This is a genomic window from Mesorhizobium sp. M0848 (assembly GCF_040319805.1).
In the GTDB taxonomy this organism is placed as follows: Bacteria; Pseudomonadota; Alphaproteobacteria; order Rhizobiales; family Rhizobiaceae; genus Mesorhizobium.
In genome coordinates, this window is the sequence record NZ_JAMYOM010000027.1 from 21,681 (window position 1) to 38,033 (window position 16,353).

At 59.5% G+C, this 16,353-nt stretch carries 14 protein-coding genes and 3 pseudogenes; 11 read left to right on the top strand and 6 right to left on the bottom strand.

The features are described from left to right. Positions 1 to 39 precede the first annotated feature (39 nt). The 3 genes from NKH95_RS26705 (at position 40) to NKH95_RS26715 (ending at position 2,883) form a co-directional block, all read left to right on the top strand. Positions 40 to 951, top strand: coding sequence for a transcriptional regulator GcvA (locus tag NKH95_RS26705; protein ID WP_352795322.1), 912 nt, complete (start codon positions 40 to 42; stop codon positions 949 to 951). Between the two features lie 281 nt (positions 952 to 1,232). Next, complete coding sequence (locus tag NKH95_RS26710) at positions 1,233 to 1,373, top strand: hypothetical protein (RefSeq protein WP_352679104.1); 141 nt, start codon at positions 1,233 to 1,235, stop codon at positions 1,371 to 1,373. 166 nt (positions 1,374 to 1,539) lie between these two features. Next, complete coding sequence (locus tag NKH95_RS26715; RefSeq protein WP_352795324.1) at positions 1,540 to 2,883, top strand: hemolysin family protein; 1,344 nt, start codon at positions 1,540 to 1,542, stop codon at positions 2,881 to 2,883. 358 nt (positions 2,884 to 3,241) lie between these two features. Here the strand turns inward: NKH95_RS26715 and NKH95_RS26720 are convergent, their stop codons facing one another. Beyond that, entirely contained in the window at positions 3,242 to 3,997 is a 756-nt protein-coding gene (locus NKH95_RS26720; protein WP_352893739.1) for a hypothetical protein, read from the bottom strand. A 122-nt stretch (positions 3,998 to 4,119) separates the two neighbouring features. Here NKH95_RS26720 and NKH95_RS26725 point away from each other — a divergent pair, with 122 nt between their 5' ends. The 5 genes and pseudogenes from NKH95_RS26725 to NKH95_RS26745 all read left to right on the top strand — a co-directional run. Next, positions 4,120 to 4,617: a hypothetical protein gene (locus tag NKH95_RS26725; RefSeq protein ID WP_352538289.1), complete on the top strand. Its 498-nt coding sequence runs from the start codon at positions 4,120 to 4,122 to the stop codon at positions 4,615 to 4,617. 404 nt (positions 4,618 to 5,021) lie between these two features. After that, positions 5,022 to 6,959: a DNA ligase D gene (ligD, locus tag NKH95_RS26730; protein ID WP_352893740.1), complete on the top strand. Its 1,938-nt coding sequence runs from the start codon at positions 5,022 to 5,024 to the stop codon at positions 6,957 to 6,959. Positions 6,960 to 7,148: 189 nt separating this feature from the next. After that, complete coding sequence (locus NKH95_RS26735) at positions 7,149 to 8,111, top strand: ArdC family protein (RefSeq protein WP_352795330.1); 963 nt, start codon at positions 7,149 to 7,151, stop codon at positions 8,109 to 8,111. Positions 8,112 to 8,266: 155 nt separating this feature from the next. Continuing rightward, a pseudogene (locus tag NKH95_RS26740) lies at positions 8,267 to 9,019 on the top strand (ParB/RepB/Spo0J family partition protein); the annotation flags it as partial. 159 nt (positions 9,020 to 9,178) lie between these two features. Beyond that, positions 9,179 to 9,805 (top strand): annotated as a pseudogene (locus NKH95_RS26745) (LysR family transcriptional regulator substrate-binding protein); the annotation flags it as partial. Positions 9,806 to 9,937: 132 nt separating this feature from the next. Here the strand turns inward: NKH95_RS26745 and NKH95_RS26750 are convergent. Continuing rightward, a complete protein-coding gene (locus NKH95_RS26750; protein WP_352893742.1) occupies positions 9,938 to 10,408 on the bottom strand; it encodes a Ros/MucR family transcriptional regulator in 471 nt (156 codons plus the stop codon). A gap of 73 nt (positions 10,409 to 10,481) precedes the next feature. On the opposite strand from NKH95_RS26750, the pseudogene NKH95_RS26755 reads away from it, so the two are divergent. The 3 genes and pseudogenes from NKH95_RS26755 to NKH95_RS26765 all read left to right on the top strand — a co-directional run. Next, positions 10,482 to 10,709 (top strand): annotated as a pseudogene (locus NKH95_RS26755) (Lrp/AsnC ligand binding domain-containing protein); the annotation flags it as partial. A gap of 270 nt (positions 10,710 to 10,979) precedes the next feature. Then, positions 10,980 to 12,293, top strand: coding sequence for an alpha/beta hydrolase family protein (locus tag NKH95_RS26760; protein WP_352893744.1), 1,314 nt, complete (start codon positions 10,980 to 10,982; stop codon positions 12,291 to 12,293). Positions 12,294 to 12,395: 102 nt separating this feature from the next. Next, on the top strand, positions 12,396 to 12,803 hold the full coding sequence (locus tag NKH95_RS26765) for an ATP-binding cassette domain-containing protein (RefSeq protein WP_352893809.1): 408 nt from the start codon (positions 12,396 to 12,398) through the stop codon (positions 12,801 to 12,803). 80 nt (positions 12,804 to 12,883) lie between these two features. Here NKH95_RS26765 and NKH95_RS26770 read toward each other — a convergent pair whose 3' ends face one another. From NKH95_RS26770 to NKH95_RS26785, 4 genes are all read right to left on the bottom strand, one after another. Continuing rightward, entirely contained in the window at positions 12,884 to 13,678 is a 795-nt protein-coding gene (locus NKH95_RS26770) for a copper chaperone (protein WP_352893746.1), read from the bottom strand. Between the two features lie 92 nt (positions 13,679 to 13,770). Next, positions 13,771 to 15,258 carry a tyrosinase family protein gene (locus NKH95_RS26775; protein WP_352893748.1) on the bottom strand — a complete coding sequence of 496 codons (1,488 nt, stop codon included), beginning with the start codon at positions 15,256 to 15,258 and terminating at the stop codon, positions 13,771 to 13,773. Positions 15,259 to 15,306: 48 nt separating this feature from the next. Then, entirely contained in the window at positions 15,307 to 15,732 is a 426-nt protein-coding gene (locus tag NKH95_RS26780; protein WP_352893750.1) for a hypothetical protein, read from the bottom strand. A gap of 91 nt (positions 15,733 to 15,823) precedes the next feature. Next, positions 15,824 to 16,339, bottom strand: coding sequence for a hypothetical protein (locus tag NKH95_RS26785; RefSeq protein WP_352893751.1), 516 nt, complete (start codon positions 16,337 to 16,339; stop codon positions 15,824 to 15,826). Between the last annotated feature and the right edge of the window lie 14 nt (positions 16,340 to 16,353).

Here is a 16,353-nt window from a genome sequence, read left to right on the forward strand (position 1 = left end):
GGTTTCTCTTGCTTGGCCCAATTTTTCTCATGACATGGTGTGAAATTGGCCCGCCGACTGCCATCACTCAACGCCCTCAAAGCCTTCGAGGCGGCGGCGCGCCACGAGAGCTTCACCAGGGCGGCGGACGAACTTTCCGTCACGCAGGGTGCGGTGAGCCATCAGGTGAAGGCGCTCGAGCTCGAATTGGGCATCAGGCTGTTCGATCGCGAACGTCAAAAGCTGAGCATCACGCGAGCGGGCCTCTCCTATCTGGAGGTGGTGCGCGATGCCTTCGACCGCATAGCTCTCGGCACACAACGCATCCAGCATCTATCTCGGGCCGGAGCGCTGACGGTCAGCACGTCGCCCGACTTTGCCGCCAAATGGTTGGTAAACCGCCTTGGCAGGTTTGCCGAGACGCACCCCGACATCGATCTCAGGATTTCCGCAACCATGCATCACGTCGACTTCGCCAGGGAGGACGTCGATCTTGCCGTGCGGCATGGCGATGGCAATTGGGCGGGGCATGATGTTGTCCGCCTGTGCTCCGAGCAACTGTTCGTGGTCTGCAGTTCCAAACTTCACCAGCGGATGCGCGAGCCGTCCGATGTGCTGAACTTTCCGTTGCTGCATCTTGATGACCGAAAGGACTGGTCGGAATGGCTCGAGGCCGCCGGCGTGGTCGATGCCGAACTCTCCCATGGGCCAGTCTTGAACCGCGCCAGCATGGTCATAGACGCCGCTATCGACGGCCAGGGCGTCGCACTCGCCCGCACCACGCTTGCGGCATGGGACCTCATCAACGGGCGCCTCGTGAGACCGTTCGCCACGACGCTGCGATTGTCCAAGACCTACTGGATCGTCTGCCCCAAGGCGACGTCGATGCTCCCTAAAATTACGACATTCCGTGACTGGCTGTTGGCTGAAACTGCCGATGATGTGCGCCGCCTCAAAACGCTCGGTCCATAGGCCTAAGATCGAATCGTGAAGATCAAGCAGTCGGAAAAGCTGCTTGCAAAGGGCTCAATTGTTCAACGGGCTTCTGCGAGGGGCCAACGTTCGGTTACCGGCTGTGAGAAGTAATTCGGACGAACGGCGGTAAACGCAGATAAGAGTCCGCTAGCGCGCCAGCGCGACCTTCAGCATGATGAGCCACGATGTCCGGGGTGGCTATTCATACCGAGTTCAACCGCGGCGAGACCGGATGCTGGCTCGCACCAGGCCCTAACTGCGCCTCGGGAGATGATGAGATGACCGATCTTCAGAAGATCACTTGGATGATAGTGCTGGCGATCCTCGCCGGGATCGCAGTGATTTTACTGAATCACTGGATCAGAGGCGACCTGTCCGCAGCGCTGCCATTGACTTTGCTCACCGAGAAGCCAGTTTGAGCTCGGCCGTCTGCAGAGAGGATTTGGTCATTCTGCCACTCATTGACCGGCAGTCAGCGACGCTACAGTGATAGCTCCGCAACGATGCTCAAGGCCAAACGGCGGTTGCGCGATAGCGGCAAATACGCTTCAGAGACGACCGTAGCTTTTTCATACAGAGGATATCATGCCGGCGGACGATGGTAGTCTACGCGACATTCTTGGAATTTTGTTGGTTCTCGTACTCGTAGGCGCAAACGGCTTCTTTGTCGCCGCCGAGTTTGCCCTGGTAGCGGTTAGACGCAGCCGCGTCGACGAGCTTGCAGCTGCCGGGCGTTTGAACGCCGGGCGGCTTCAAAAAACCTTGGTCAATCTCGATGCCAATCTGGCCGCGACCCAGCTCGGCATCACCATTTCATCGCTGGCGCTCGGCTGGGTTGGCGAACCCGCACTTGCCCATCTGATCGAGCCACTGCTCTTGGGGGTAATGGGGTCCCTGGCCACGGCAGCTTCGCACACGATCGCCGTCGTAATCGCTTTCATCATCATAACCGCTCTTCACATCGTCCTGGGCGAATTGGCGCCGAAAAGCCTGGCGCTTCAACGCAGCGAAGGCACGGCACTCTGGGTCGTACGCCCGCTCGGCCTGTTTCTGTTTCTGCTGAGACCAGCGATCCTCGCTCTGAACGGTCTCGGCAATCTGGTGCTGCGTCTCTGCGGTCTGCGCCCAGGCACAGGGGAGGAGTCCTTGCATTCGCCTGAAGAGCTGAAGCTACTTGTGGCGGCAAGCCAGGAGGCAGGGCTGCTCCATCAAACTCAGCAGGAACTTGTCGAGCGTGTCTTCAACATCGGAGATCGGCGCATCGCGGATATCATGACACCGCGACGCGATATCGACTGGATCGACGCTGACGACAGCCCAGACGAGATTCTGCGCACCATCCGCGAATGTCGTCATGAGCAGCTTCTGGTCGGCCGTGGCGGGATTGACGAACCGCTCGGTATGATCCTGAAGAAGGATCTCCTTGACCAGGTGCTCGATGGAAAAACGCTCGATCCGATGGCGGTTATCCGCGAACCCGTGATCGTCCACGAAGGAACGCCAATATTCCGCGTGCTCGATCAGTTCAAGCGGGCGCCGGTGCGCCTGGCGATCGTCATCGACGAATATGGCGCTCTGGAGGGGATCGTCACCCAGACCGATCTGCTCGAAGCCATCGCGGGCGACCTTCCGGACCTGGATGGTGAAGACCCCGATGTCGTCGAGCGTGATGACGGTTCCCTGCTGATCGACGGGATGATGCTGGCGCACGATGCCTTCGCTCGCCTGGGCTTTCGATCAGGGGCGGCAGAGGGTGATTTTCATACGATCGCCGGGTTCGCCTTGTCCCGGCTTGGGCATCTTCCTGAAGCTGGTGAGCACTTTGACTATGAGGGCTGGCGCTTCGAGATTCTCGATATGGACGGAAGGCGGATTGACAAGCTGCTCGCTCGCCGTGAGCAGCCTACATCCACGCCTGCAGCCAGTTGAGACTGACCGCGCGAGAGGCCGGGAGCCGGCCGGCCTTTTGCGCGCGAATATTTCCACCACCCGTCGGTTCGCCCCGGACGAGTCTCCGCTGGAGCCACAGTGGCTGGTGAGCGTCTTCGCGTCGCACTATATGATCAATGGAACCGACAGTTGAGGGTTTAAATGGACGCCAAGAGCGCCGTCTGGCTGATTATTGGGGTCCTTGTGGTGCTAGTGGTGGCCTTCCTCACCGCAATGGCATTCGGACTGCTATGAGTCAGTCAGGCTGATCTACACTCGACATAGGCTGGCGCAACCTGGTGTGGCGAGTCGCGGTCGATGACCGATGGCGTTGGTGAGCCCCGACTGCGTTTGACCACTATTCGAAATGCATGGACTGGCCGCGCATCATTGCCAGCGTCAGCGCGATTGCAGGATTTGCCGGAGGCTTCTCCATATGCAAGGAGCCGTCGAAATCACGCCACGCCGCCATGCGCAATTCATCATCGTCATCGCCGGCCGACGGGTCGAAAACGTGGGCATCACATGGATCTCGATCGATCTCGATTGTCCAGTCCTTGAGCGCCTTGCGCGCCATCTCTTCGACCTGAGCAAGGTCGCTGGTGAAGAAGGGGATACGGTCTCCATCCTCCGAAAGCGGCTCAACCCGATCGAGCGTCGGCCGCTCGGGGACCCAGCCGAGAACAAAGGCGATATCGAAATCGATCTGGCGGTCCGGGCCGGTCGAGATTTCTAGCCGTTTGACGACGTCGGGATAGAGCTGCTTACGATCCGGCCAAGTTTCCGGAATCGCCTCGGCTTGCAACTTCGTGCGGGGGACGTTGATCAACTCCATGACCTCATGGTGCGGAACTTTTTCCGCGGGCCAGCCCGCGCAACATGCCGCCGCCGCAGCCTCGTCGGCTTCCAGCCAAACAGTGGCAGCCTGATCCTCGTCCTCGCTAGGCTTGTCATCTTCTGGAAAGCCCTTGATGTCCCAGCCTTCCAACGCGAACAGTCCTTCCGCGCCCTGCAAGGCCGTAATGCCGGCGCGTGCAAACACCGCTTCGGCTGCCGCGATGCCGCGTTCGAGTTCTTGGGGTGTCGCCCCTTCAATGTTCAAGCGAAGTTCCATGGTTCGCCTCCTATGCCTATTTCCGCCAATAGTGAACAAAAAGAGAACACAAAGTCAAGCATGCCCTTGACGAAGGAGGAATATGTTCCTTATTTCAGCGTGATCTGGAACAGCAAAGGACCATGGGCTCGGCGTCAATCGCGCTGGCCGGCGAAGCTATGGCAAAAACAGCGGAAGACAATTTTCGGATCGAGGTCTGGGATCGCGAGGAGCAGGGTTTGTCAGAAACCATTTCGCGTTCTCCCGATTCAACGGTGAGTCAGGCAGCCTGGCAAGCCGCCATCCGGCGCCGCCCGGGGATGTTGCTGATCCACTACAACAGTCGGCATGTGATGGAGAAAATCCTGACACCCGGCGAGGTGACAATCCCGCCACAGACGATTATCGACGGCAGCGTTCACGCCGGCCTCGATGTTGCTCTTGGAGATCTTCGCGAGTGGCATGTGTTGCGGGCCTGGTGCAGATCCTGTTCGCACCATGCAACGGTAAAGCCTGCCGGCCTCATCAAACGCTATGGCAAAGGCGCTCTGTTCAGTTCAGTAGAGCGAGCGCTATTCTGCACAAGTTGTGACAGGGGAGGGCCTGTCAGGTTGGAAATTCACAAGCTGCCACGCAATTGAGGGGTGAAGATGCAAGACCTCATCGATTTCGTCTAGGCATCTCGGCTCGGGTTTGGACATCCGATCTCGGTCAGCTGTCGAGAGCCGGACCTCCGCGCGACCTCCGCCGGTGGCTTCGGCGCAAAATACGCGGACCACCGCGAACGGGGACAGTCGGTCCCGCGTCCCGTCCTGCGGCCGGCGCTATGCTGACGCTCCTACGGCTGTCCTGTTCACCGCCAGCGGCGGGGGCGAATTTCCTCCGTCCTACGCCCGGCAATTGTCCGCTGTTGCGGACGCGCGCAGGACTGCGTTTTATACGCCGTCCTTCCTTTGGGCGCCGACGGTCGCCGGCGCGGGGACGGGTGGGCATGGAACCGAATCCGAGGCAGGGTATTGAATCGGACTAAGTATCCGAGTTCCGCATGTCGGCTGTAGACGGCACCCTCAGTAAAAGGCGCACACGGCCCAGAGACTCAGAATCTGTCCCTACAAATCGGCTCCCGCGGTTTCGTCCCTTCCAGCTATGCACGCTGACAGACCACATACCGGTCGGCGGGGATTGGCTTTTCGAGATGAAGTTCGACGGCTATCGTGCCCAAGTCGCCATCTCCGGCTCGAACGTCGTTGTCTATACCCGCAATGGCCACGACTGGACCCGACAGTTCAAGGTCATCCTACCGCCGCTTCAGAGACTGACCAAAGGCGCGGTGCTGATCGATGGTGAGATCGTCGCCATCGACAGCCAGGGCCGCTCGAACTTCTCCATGCTGAAAACCGGCATCGCCGCGGGTATGCCCCTCAAGTTCTACGCCTTCGATCTGCTTGAATTGGATGGTGAAGATCTGTCGACCCAGCCGCTCCTCGAGCGCAAGGCGCGACTTGAGTCCCTGCTGGGCGCGCGCCGCCCTGACGACAGCCTGCAATTTTCCAGCCACATCGTCGACCAGGGCAGAAGGGTGTTCGACGCCATGTGCGAGGGCGGCCACGAAGGCGTCATCGCCAAGCGCGCCGACAGCTCCTACGTCGGCGACCGCAGCCGGAGTTGGCTCAAGATCAAGTGCACGAAGAGACAGGAATTCGTCGTCGGCGGCTACCGCCCAAGTGACACAGGACGCGGCATGGCATCGTTGATCCTCGGCACTTACGAGAATGGCAAGCTCATCTATCGCGGCCGCGTCGGCACGGGGTTCACCGCGGCGATGCGCAAGGACATCCTCGCGAAGCTCGAGAAACGCCGTGTTGAGAAACCGGCTTTCGTTTCCGTTCCGAGAGACATTGCCCGCCGTGCCCGATGGGTGAAGCCCGAGCTAGTTGCCGAAGTCACCTATGCCGAAGTGACACCGGACGGCAGCTTGCGACATCCAAGCTTTGAGGGCATGCGCGAAGATAAGCGAGCCGACCAAGTGGTAATGGAGATGCCGAAGACGCCGGCAACTCTTGGCTCCGCCAATCTCGATCCCGGAATCGGCAAGGAGATCGCCGCTGCTGTCGGCGTCAAGCTGACGCATCCAGACAAGGTCATGTATCCCGGGACCAAGGTGACCAAGGCCACGCTCGCCGCCTACTACGCCGTGGTCGCCGAGAAGATGCTGCCGCACATCCAGGATCGGCCGCTGTCGCTGGTGCGCGATACCGATGGCGACCTGCAGCAGACCTTCTTTCAGAAGCACAGACTGCCCGGCATGCCCAAGGCCATCCATGACGGCCAGTTGGAGAAGATGTCCGGGAAGGAAAGCCGCATCTTGTGGGTCGATGACCTGGCTGGGCTGATCGCAGGCGTCCAGATGAACGTGCTCGAATTCCACATCTGGGGAAGCCTGCGCCAGCAGCCGGATCTGCCGCATCGCATGATCTTCGACATCGACCCCGACGAGGGCCTTGGCTTCACTGCCGTCAAGCAGGCAGCCCTCGACATTCGGGGCATTCTGGAGGCGCTTGAACTGCAGTCGTGGCCGTTGCTGTCCGGCGGCAAGGGCGTTCATGTGGTCGTGCCGCTCGTCCCAGAGGCAGACTGGGACGAGGTCAAGGGCTTCTGCCAAGACTTCGCCGAACTACTGGCCCGTACAGATCCGTCGCGCTTCGTCGCCAACATGAGCAAGGCGAAGCGAAAGGGCCGAATGTTTCTCGATTACCTGCGCAACGGCCAGGGCTCAACTGCAATCTGTCCTTGGTCGACTCGGGCACGCGCCGGGGCGTCGTGTGCGGTGCCCGTCAGATGGGAGGAGTTGCCCACCTGCGAAAGCGCCAACGGTTTCGATGTTATCGCCGCTGCCGCGCGGGCTCAGCTGCCCGAGGCCTGGGAGGGCTATTTCGACGTCGAACAAACGCTTACCGACCGCATCCGCCACGCAGTCCGGTAGCAATAACCATACTAGATGGCTAGCGACATTTGCCGATTTGGCGCGGACCGCCGTTGCCCCAAATTCGAGAGCGTCCCCCCTTCTGCGGGAGGCCCGGCAACGCCGTCTAGAGTGAGAGTACGGACCGGTTTGCCGTGACGGGTTGAGAGTTGGAGGAGAGGCCTCCGGCGCCCGTCGCGGAGAACCGCGATGTCCAGACATCACCGCAACGATGGCGCCGGCGCGGACCGGACGAACCTTTATGACGATATCACCAGTAAGATCATCGCCGAACTGGAAGCAGGCCGCTTCCCCTGGGTTCAGCCCTGGGGCACCGCGGCAGCGAAGGCGCCGCTGGCCATGCCGAAAAATGCCGCCACGGGCCGAGCCTACACCGGCATCAACGTGCTCCTACTCTGGGGCGCCGTGGTCGAGCACGGCTTTCCAAGCCAGGGCTGGATCACCTTCCGGCAGGCTCTGTCGCTCGGCGGCAACGTCATGAAGGGCGAGCACGGCACGACCATCGTCTATGCTGATCGTTTTGTCCCCGACGACGAAAAGAAGCGCGCCGTGGAGACCGGCGAGGAAGCGGCGGCCATCCCGTTCCTCAAGCGCTACACCGTCTTCAATGCCGCCCAGTGCGAGGGTTTGCCGAGGGACGTAGCGGTCGCCGCGCCACCGCCGCCGCCCGGCCAGATCGAGCCCCAGGTGGAGGCCCTCATCAAGGCGACCGGCATCGCCTTCCGCATCGGTGGCGACCGGGCGTTTTATGATCCGGCACAGGACTATGTGCGGGTGCCGCCGCCGGCCGCCTATTTCGAGCCTATCAATTGGCACCGCACGGCGCTGCACGAGATGGGGCACGCCACCGGTCATGCCTCGCGGGTCGGCCGGGATCTCGGCGGTTCGTTCGGCACCAAGAAATATGCGTTCGAGGAACTGGTCGCAGAGATGAACGCGGCCTTCTGCTGCGCCTCGCTCGGCATCGTGCCGACGGTGCGCCATGCCGACTATCTCGGCTCTTGGCTCGAGGTGCTCCGCGACGACAACCGCGCCATCGTGCGGGCCGCCAGCCAGGCGAGCAAGGCCGCCGACTGGCTGCTCACCCACCTTCCGGAAACCGACGCCATGGTCGAGGCCGGCCAGCCCGAGATCGACAAGAGGGCCGCATGACCCTCCTCACGAGGGCAAAGTCGTGTCTGCGGCCCAGTCCCCCTCTTGATCTTCGGTGTGCGGCGCAGTCCTCAGAGTGAGAGGGCTGCGCCCGTCTCTTTTGACGGGTTTGGAGGTCGAGAGAGTCTCGGTCGCCCTGTCGCGGAGATAATCCAATGGCTACGCCCAAGCAGAAGATCACCCTCAACGTTTCACGTGACATCCCCTTCAACAAGTTGATGCTGAGCCAGTCCAATGTCCGACGCATCAAGCGCGGGGAAACGATAGAGGACCTCGCAGCATCGATCGCACGGCGCGGCCTGCTCCAGAGCCTTAACGTCCGGCCAGTATTGGATGGCGAGGGTAACGAGACCGGCATGTTTGAGGTGCCGGCTGGCGGGCGCCGCTATCGCGCGCTGGAACTGCTGGTCAAGCAGAAGCGCATGATTAAGACCGAGCTAGTTCCCTGCGTCGTCAGCGACGCCCACAGCGCGGTCCCGATCGAGGAGGACTCGCTGGCCGAGAATTTTCAGCGCGAAGATTTACATCCCCTGGATATGTTCCGGGCCTTCCAGACCTTGCACGATCAGGGCGCCAGTCATGAGGAGATTGCGGCACGCTTCTTCGTGTCCGCTAGCTTTGTCCAGCAGCGCCTGCGGCTCGCAAAAGTTTCGCCCAAGCTGCACGAGGTCTACGAGCAGGAGGGAATGCAACTCGAGCATCTCATGGCCTTTACCGTGACCGACGATCACGCCCGTCAGGAGCAGGTCTGGGAGGCGCTCGAAAACTCCTGGTCGAAGGAGCCGCAGCAGATCCGGCGCCTCCTGAGTCAACTGAAGGTCTTCCGGGAAGTCTTGCGGGCCGGATCGACAAGGCGAGCAGCGGTTGCGCTCGGGATAAGCCAGCCGGCCGTCAGTCAACATGTGAAGCAACTCGAGACCACGCTCGGCATCACACTCTTCAAAAGATCAGCCAACCGCATCGTCCCCTTGCAGGAAGCCTGGGAACTTCTGCGAAACGTAGAACTTGCCCTGACGTCGCTGGATCGCCTGGAAGCGTCGATCTTCGCTATGAAGAATGAGGAAAAGCAGCGGATTGCTATTGCCGCGCCATCTGTTTTCGGTTTCGTGACCTTGCCCAAGGTCGTGGCGATTATCCGCTCACAGACCGCTTCGAATGTGCGGTCGATTTCGGGAAGCTACGAGCAGATCGGCGAGCACATCCTGGCTGGTCGGGCGGATCTCGGAATCTCGAGATTGCCGCTGGATCCACACCTGTTCGAATGGGCGCCGCTTGGGTCGGCACGAAACGTATGCATCTTTCATCCCGACCACCGCTTTTCAAAACAGAGCTGTATCGAGGCGCAAGACCTGGCAGGCGAAACGATCGTCGATATCGATCCCCAGTTCGCCGCCCACCAGATGAACTTCAATGCGTTGCGCTTCGCCGGCGTTGAGCCGGACATCCTGGTGGAATTCGATTGCAACGGTCACGAAGCCGGATACGTCTCCGCTGGCCTGGGCATTTCGATAACCAATGAGATCATTGCACGTGAATACGCGGCGTTTCACTTGGGAATAAAACCGGTCGAACCGTCCGCGCTCTATCACTATGTTGCGATTTGGCAGAAGGGCAGGACCTTTTCCAACACACTGAATGTGTCGCTCGAGGCGATTATCGCCGCGTTTTCCCTGATGCCGCCTGCGAGAGGTTGACCATCCCTTTTGGGGTGGCGTCCTCGACAGCGGCTGCCTTTGAACAGGAGGTAAGGGTTCATCCTATCAGAAAACGATCAGCCCGCGCCCCTGCAACAGAACGCGGGCCTTTTGAGCAAAATAGCCCCGATGTCAGCTGGTCTTGATGCCGATCTTGCGGCGCTTCGCTGGCGCCGCTTCAGGCTCAGGCGCTACGGCCTTCCGTCCCAGGCCGATCGCCTTCGCCATCGCCGATCGCGCCGCAGCATAGTTCGGCGCAACCATCGGATAATCGGAGGGCAGGCCCCATTTCGCGCGGTACGCATCTGGCGTCAGATCGTAGTGGGTGCCTAAGTGCCGCTTGAGCGATTTGAACTTCTTGCCGTCTTCCAGGCAGATGATGAAATCGGGCGTCACCGATTTCTTGATCGGGACTGCGGGTGTAGGCTTCTCTTCCGCTTTGGGTGGGAGTGCTCCCTGCAGCTTGCTGATCGCTCCATAGGTATCGGCAATTACCCGGGCGAGTTCTGCGACTGGAACCGGGTTGTTGCTGACATAGGCGGAAACGATGTCAGCTGTCATCTCCAGCAAGTCCGCGTCGGAGTTGATAAGATCTTCAGGCATTTGGGCCAACCCTTCATTTGCTCTTCAGTTGCCGTAGCCCCGATCTACGTCAGCAGCCTCGCTACAGCAAAGCGCACCGGGTGCACAAGACCGCGTGATCCGGTCGCTGGGCGGCTTTCCCGAAGTCTCGACCATCCATACCACCAATGGCCGCTGGGATCTGGTGGTCGAACTCGGGACCGCATCGCTGACGGATTTCGACGCGGTGTTGCGCCGCATCCGGCTCGTAGCGGGCATAACGGCCAGCGAAACGAGCCTGCTGCTGGCGACGCCGCGCACGACCCGAGCACGACTAACCTAGAATCCAACCGAAACCTTACCGTCACGACTATTGCCGCTCGATAAAAAATGTCAGACCATGGATCGCTTTGGAGCGCTAGCTGCTTGGCTGAACTTCCAAGCGCCCAGCGTTCAAGAAACAGGCTCGTGGGATAGCAGGTTGACCAAGGCAAGGGAGTTCGCACGTGAGTGAGACATGAGCCCCTCGCGATCTGACCGACGGCCTGCAGATCAAAACGACAAACCCGATTACGTGTATTCGCTCCACGGGATCAGGACGAATGCTTTTTGGATGTCTCGCGTTAGCGAAATTGTGGCCCAAGAGACGGGTTTCAAAGTCGGATACCGCAATTACCTGCGCTTTGACCTCTTCATGTTCATCTTCAAGAACTTTTTCTACCACAAGCCGCTGAGACTGGTGGAGAGCGATCTGCGTGCGCTCCAGACCAATTATAGGGTGAGTGTAATCGCTCACAGCTTTGGGACTTGGCTTCTTTTGAAAGCCCTCACAGAGAATCGTGACTTGCAGCTTCACAACGTGATCCTCTGTGGCGCTGTGTTTCCGCGCGCGACTTCGTTCTGGCGGCAACTGACTAATGACTCGAAACAGATCAGTGGAGAAGTCCTGAACTTTTGCGGCGCTCGAGATCCGTTTCCGGCCTTGGCCGAACTGCTATCCAGGAACTTTGGCGCCTCCGGCGTAGTCGGCGCCGGCGATCCGATGGTCGAGGATTCTTATCATGACCTTACGCACAGTGGCTTTATGGAGGTGGATTTCTGCCGCGAATATTGGCTTCCCCTCCTGTTGTCGTCCCCTCGAACCAGATCACCAGCACATGTTGAGCCCAGACCCTATGTCAAAGCCCTGCTGTGGATGTCTGCCCACAGAGGGGTGCTATTGATCGCCGCCGTTGCCGCCGTAGCGGCTTCATACTTTGTCCTGAGGTCGGAAGCCTCATGTGCGGTTCGACGCTGCTACGTGGACGTCGTTCGCATCTACAACTACGCAAACTCCGGCCGTGTCGTCGGACCTTTGCGGTATGTAAACGAGATCACCTTCTCGTATGCCTTCAATTACGACCTCAAGGATTTCGTTTTCAAGGCGGCCACCGATCGACGGCCAGAAGTGATCAGCTTTGTCGGTGAACAACTCACCAATCTTGACGGACAGGAAAGCTCGGAAACCGTAAAAACGGCGGATGGCATTGAGGACCGCAAGTACACAGCGTTTCACGTGCCCGCTCGCGATCGTCGTGCCTACTTTTCGGCCGAGTTCGCCAATGAGTACGATGTGCCGCCCGGGGGAGCCACCGTGTTTGCAGCGCGCGAAATACGGAACCTCCGCATACAGATATTGTTGCCAGCGGGTGTATCGCTCGTTCCCGTTTCCGGCACGTTTAGAGAGGGTGTACTCATTAACGGCGCGCCTGACCGCGAACGTGCAGCCCGCTGTACGTTCGCGACTGACGGTAGGCAGATAAACTGTAGCGATCTCGACCTTCCTGCGAACGTCGAGTTCTTCTATTGCTTTGCCGTAAAGGGTTGGAACTCGTCCGGCGAGATTTCACCCGCGCAGGTCGACAAATGCAAACAGGGGCTGCATTAGGTAAACTACCTCAACTGCGGTCCTCCCTGGGGAGAACGTTAGCCGCAGGGATCGACTTGGATAACCTTGGTCATAGCCTTGCCTCCATTTTTCCACTTACAAATGAGGAGTAACAAGGAAAGTTGCAAGACAGACGTCAATATTTCACATGCAAGTTCGTCCAATCCCAGAATCCGTCCCACCTATCTGACAAATCTGGCTGAACAGCTTTCAGGCGGCGAGCGCCAACGCATAGCCATCGCGCGGGCCTTGCTGGTCAACCCGAAGCTTCTGATCTGCGCCGAAATCCTGTCGGCACTCGACGTGTGTGTCCAGTCGCGCATCGTTGAGCTGTTCCAATCGTTGAAAAAACAGCATTCCGTTGCAATGCTGTTCATCTCGCACGATCTCGCTGTCGTCCAAGCTTGTCGACAAGGTGGGTGTGCTCTACCGAGGCTAACTCATGCCAGATGGCAGATACTGCCACACTGCTCGAATCTCCTCTGCACCCTACACCCAGATTCTGCCTGAGGCGGCACGCGATGTGATCGGTCCGCTCTTCAAACCGCATATACGCCGTCAGGCACCCCAACCTTGCGACTTGGTGGCCCTCAAATATTGCAGGACAAGTGCGTTGCGGTTCTCCGTCCGGAATTGCGTGAAGCCAAAAAGACAGAGCGCTTTTGCGATTGCGAGAAAAAGTGGAAACGCTCGTGCATCCAGGCGAGCTGCGTCGCTCTGATGATGGGCACGCGCCAGTCCAAGGGGCCCGGGCCTCGAATCCGCTCGCCCATCACGATTGCCAAAACCGCGATCATCACGGGGATATGGCTGCTCGAAACAAACATGGGCACCAGCATCCAAGGCCAGCAACTGGCCAAGCACCATTTGCCCAGGCCGGAACCGAAGGCAATACAATCGCGATCGGCTGTGAGCCCAAAAACGCCGATCCGTCGCAGCCGATGCGCCCGGTTCTGCGCTGCCTGGTGGAAAGGACTTGCGCTCCAGACCAGCGCGAGCACGGTCGCTGCGATGAATGCGGTCAAGGCACTGTCCGCCAGCAACCGGATTGTGAACGCGAGAGCCAGGAGAGGAATGCCAGCGAGGACCAACACCCCAAAATAGCCGAGAATAAAGGCTGCGGAGGCGCGCCATCGCCGTGTAGCGAGGCTTGATGCGCGGACATGCGACAAGGGCAACGCGATAAGCGGCGTCATCATCGCCGCAAGCATGGCCAGCCAGGCCAACACCAGTGACGACAGCGGATTGGTAGCAATTATGAAACGCAAGCTGCCGACGACGGCCTCAAATGTTGGGTCAGCTGCCGTGGTGCCGCAGAGCGACGGAAGATCGGCATGGAAATTCAACGTCGATGACGCCGCCATACCGGCCGCTGCTGTCAGCATGGGTCCTCTAAAAGGGGGGCTGAGCAGGCCACCCAGCAACACAAATCGCACGGGTCCACTCCTCACGGCATCGACAGAGAGCCACCGCCTTCTCAGTCTCGAAGCACGCTGACGCGATCGATTGTGACCGGATTGGCGTCACCGCCAGAATGCACCGACACGATCTTCACACGCAGATGCTTGGGATCGAAGTCCTTCTGCTCGATCAGGCGTCGCGCCAGATCGGAGATATCGAAGATAAGCGTTATGCCGTTGCCGCCATGCTGCCCGTCGACTTTTGAAGCGCTAGCCAGTCCGAATAGGGCCGCGCTTCCTGCGACGCGATCCTGGGGCAGATCCGCTCCAGCGCCAGCCGGGGGGTTGATATAGGCTTGAATGCCGCCCGCAATGCTTGCGCCGCGGATATTCTCAAGCTTGAGAAAAAGGCGAGCGGGCGCCGGCCTCTCAGGTGCGTTGGGACCCATGGCCACGATGACCGCCGAGCCCTCCTTGGATGCGATTGTCACGGCCGTTTCGACTGGAGCATCGCCAATAGATACCTTCTGGCCGTTGGCGCCGATGACAATAGGTTCAGCCATGCTCGTTGGTCCTTGCGCAACTCTGATAGCGCCGCCTGCTGACGGGGCCGGAACACCGGTACCCAAATGCAAATCGTCATATTCAGGGTAGAACTTGCCACCTGCAAGAGTATCTCGCGCCGCATAGTTTTCCAATCCTGAGCCGTCGACCGTCGGAACGGCAAAGGCGCGGTCGGATGGACCATCAAGCCATTGCTTTCCACTCTCCATCTTGACTCCGGGCGCGGTCATCCACGCGGCCCAGAGTCGATCAATGTTGCAGTGATGGAGCCAGAACAATGGGTCGAGGCCGGCCGTTTCGAATGCCGAGAGGAAGCCGTCGCCCGGATTGACCGGAAGCGCCCCACCGACAAGGACATGAACCGAACCATGCGGCGCGTTCTCAAGCTGCCCCCGCACGCCAGCTTCTGGATTGGAGAACAGCGTCTTGCTGCCTCCGAAGCTGACTGTCCCGGTGAAATCAGTTTCCTTCATTGCCGACAGATCGATGTCAGGAATGCCGAAGCCCGGCTCTGGGCCAATAACCGTCTGACCGTAGCGCGGAAGGTCTTCAAGCGGGTTTCGTGTGACGCCATCGGGAAGGTACTTGAGAAGGAAGGCCTCCGGTATCTTGCGCGCATTCGGATTTGTCGCGTCAAGATAATTCCAATAGGGCAGTTTCCAGCCAACTGGCCCGCCAAGCGCGACGATGGTCGCCGCGATGATGTCCTCGAAGCGCGCGAGATAGCCGCGGTGCCAAGGGAGGAAATAGTAGGACGAATGTTGGCACTGGTTCCAGGCGATTAAGGTGTCACTGGCTGGAGGAAGCGCCGCATTTTTGTCGATGATTCCCAGCCCGATCCACATGTCGCGATCGAACTGATGCATCGCTGCAAGGTACCGCCAACTCGTCCGGTCGGTTACGTCGCGCGTCTTCAATTCAATGATGGCCTTGGCATACCAGAGGAAGGTGTCGTTCCAACCTGCTCCTAGTTTCCAGGCGTCCTCACGCTTGCCAGCCATTTTGCCCTCTTTTGGTTCTGTCACAGTTGAATTTCAACGCGGTCTCAATCAAGGTTTCCTCACCGCAATGAATGACGCCGTGTAGCCTGCGGGCGCGCCATTGTGCGGCTTGGCTCGGATCAGGGAACCAACCAGCGATGGCACTTGCTTGGTCCCGGAAGGCCATTTGTAGGCAAGGCATCCATTATAGTCGTATTCCCAACCATCGGTCTGACTGCGTGAGCGTCCGATGCCGACAATCGCGAATGCGACCGGAGTGTCAGCGCCGCCCGGTTTGATGATGCCGGTCAAATCGAGCCCGCCGCTGCCCCAATCGATGACCCCCTTAAATTCAGTCTCCGAGATCGCATCGAAGCGGAACTCTGCCTCTGCAAAAAAGAGGTCGAGCGCCTTCTGAGGGTCACCGTTCACCGGGTCCGGATTGTTGTGGAAACTCCGGTAGGTCCAGGTGCCCACGATAGCTGAGGTTGACATGGCTTGAATTCCTTCTTTCCGGTCCGACCTTGCCGCCGGCACAACCGCGCCCGCGACGCCTCCCGTCTGACACATCGGCGCCAATGCACGCTTACCTGTTGATCGGGATGTCGCCGGCCGGATCCTTGATGAACCAGGCGAGTCCCTTGGTGATCAGCACTATGTTGCGTACCGGGGCACCGGACACGCCGGCAACCACAGTGAACATCTTGGTGTCCATGAAGTTGTGCGCGCCGCATGAGAAGTCGAAGGCGGCCTTGGGGCCGAGCGCAGCGAGGTCGAGGTCTTGCCGGACAGTAGCGGTGAATTTCGGCTTCGGCTCGGTATCGCAGACAGCCTCGGTGCCCACACAGGGAAAATCCTTGTCGAAATCGAGTAGTTTGAGCACTTGTGCAAACGGCACGTTTCCCGGGTTGTCTGTTTCGTTTGGGTCGCCGGGATCGCCAAACATCGCGCGGTGGATACCCGTTGGTTGCCAGGAAAGAGTGTCGCCGGGATGCAGCACAAGCGGGTCGGCGGCCTGGGCGAACGCCGGGGCACCGAACAATGTTACGATAGGCAACGTCAGGCCGAAGATGGCGGCGGTCAGGGTCGAAACGTAACGCATCTCAGGATCTCCTT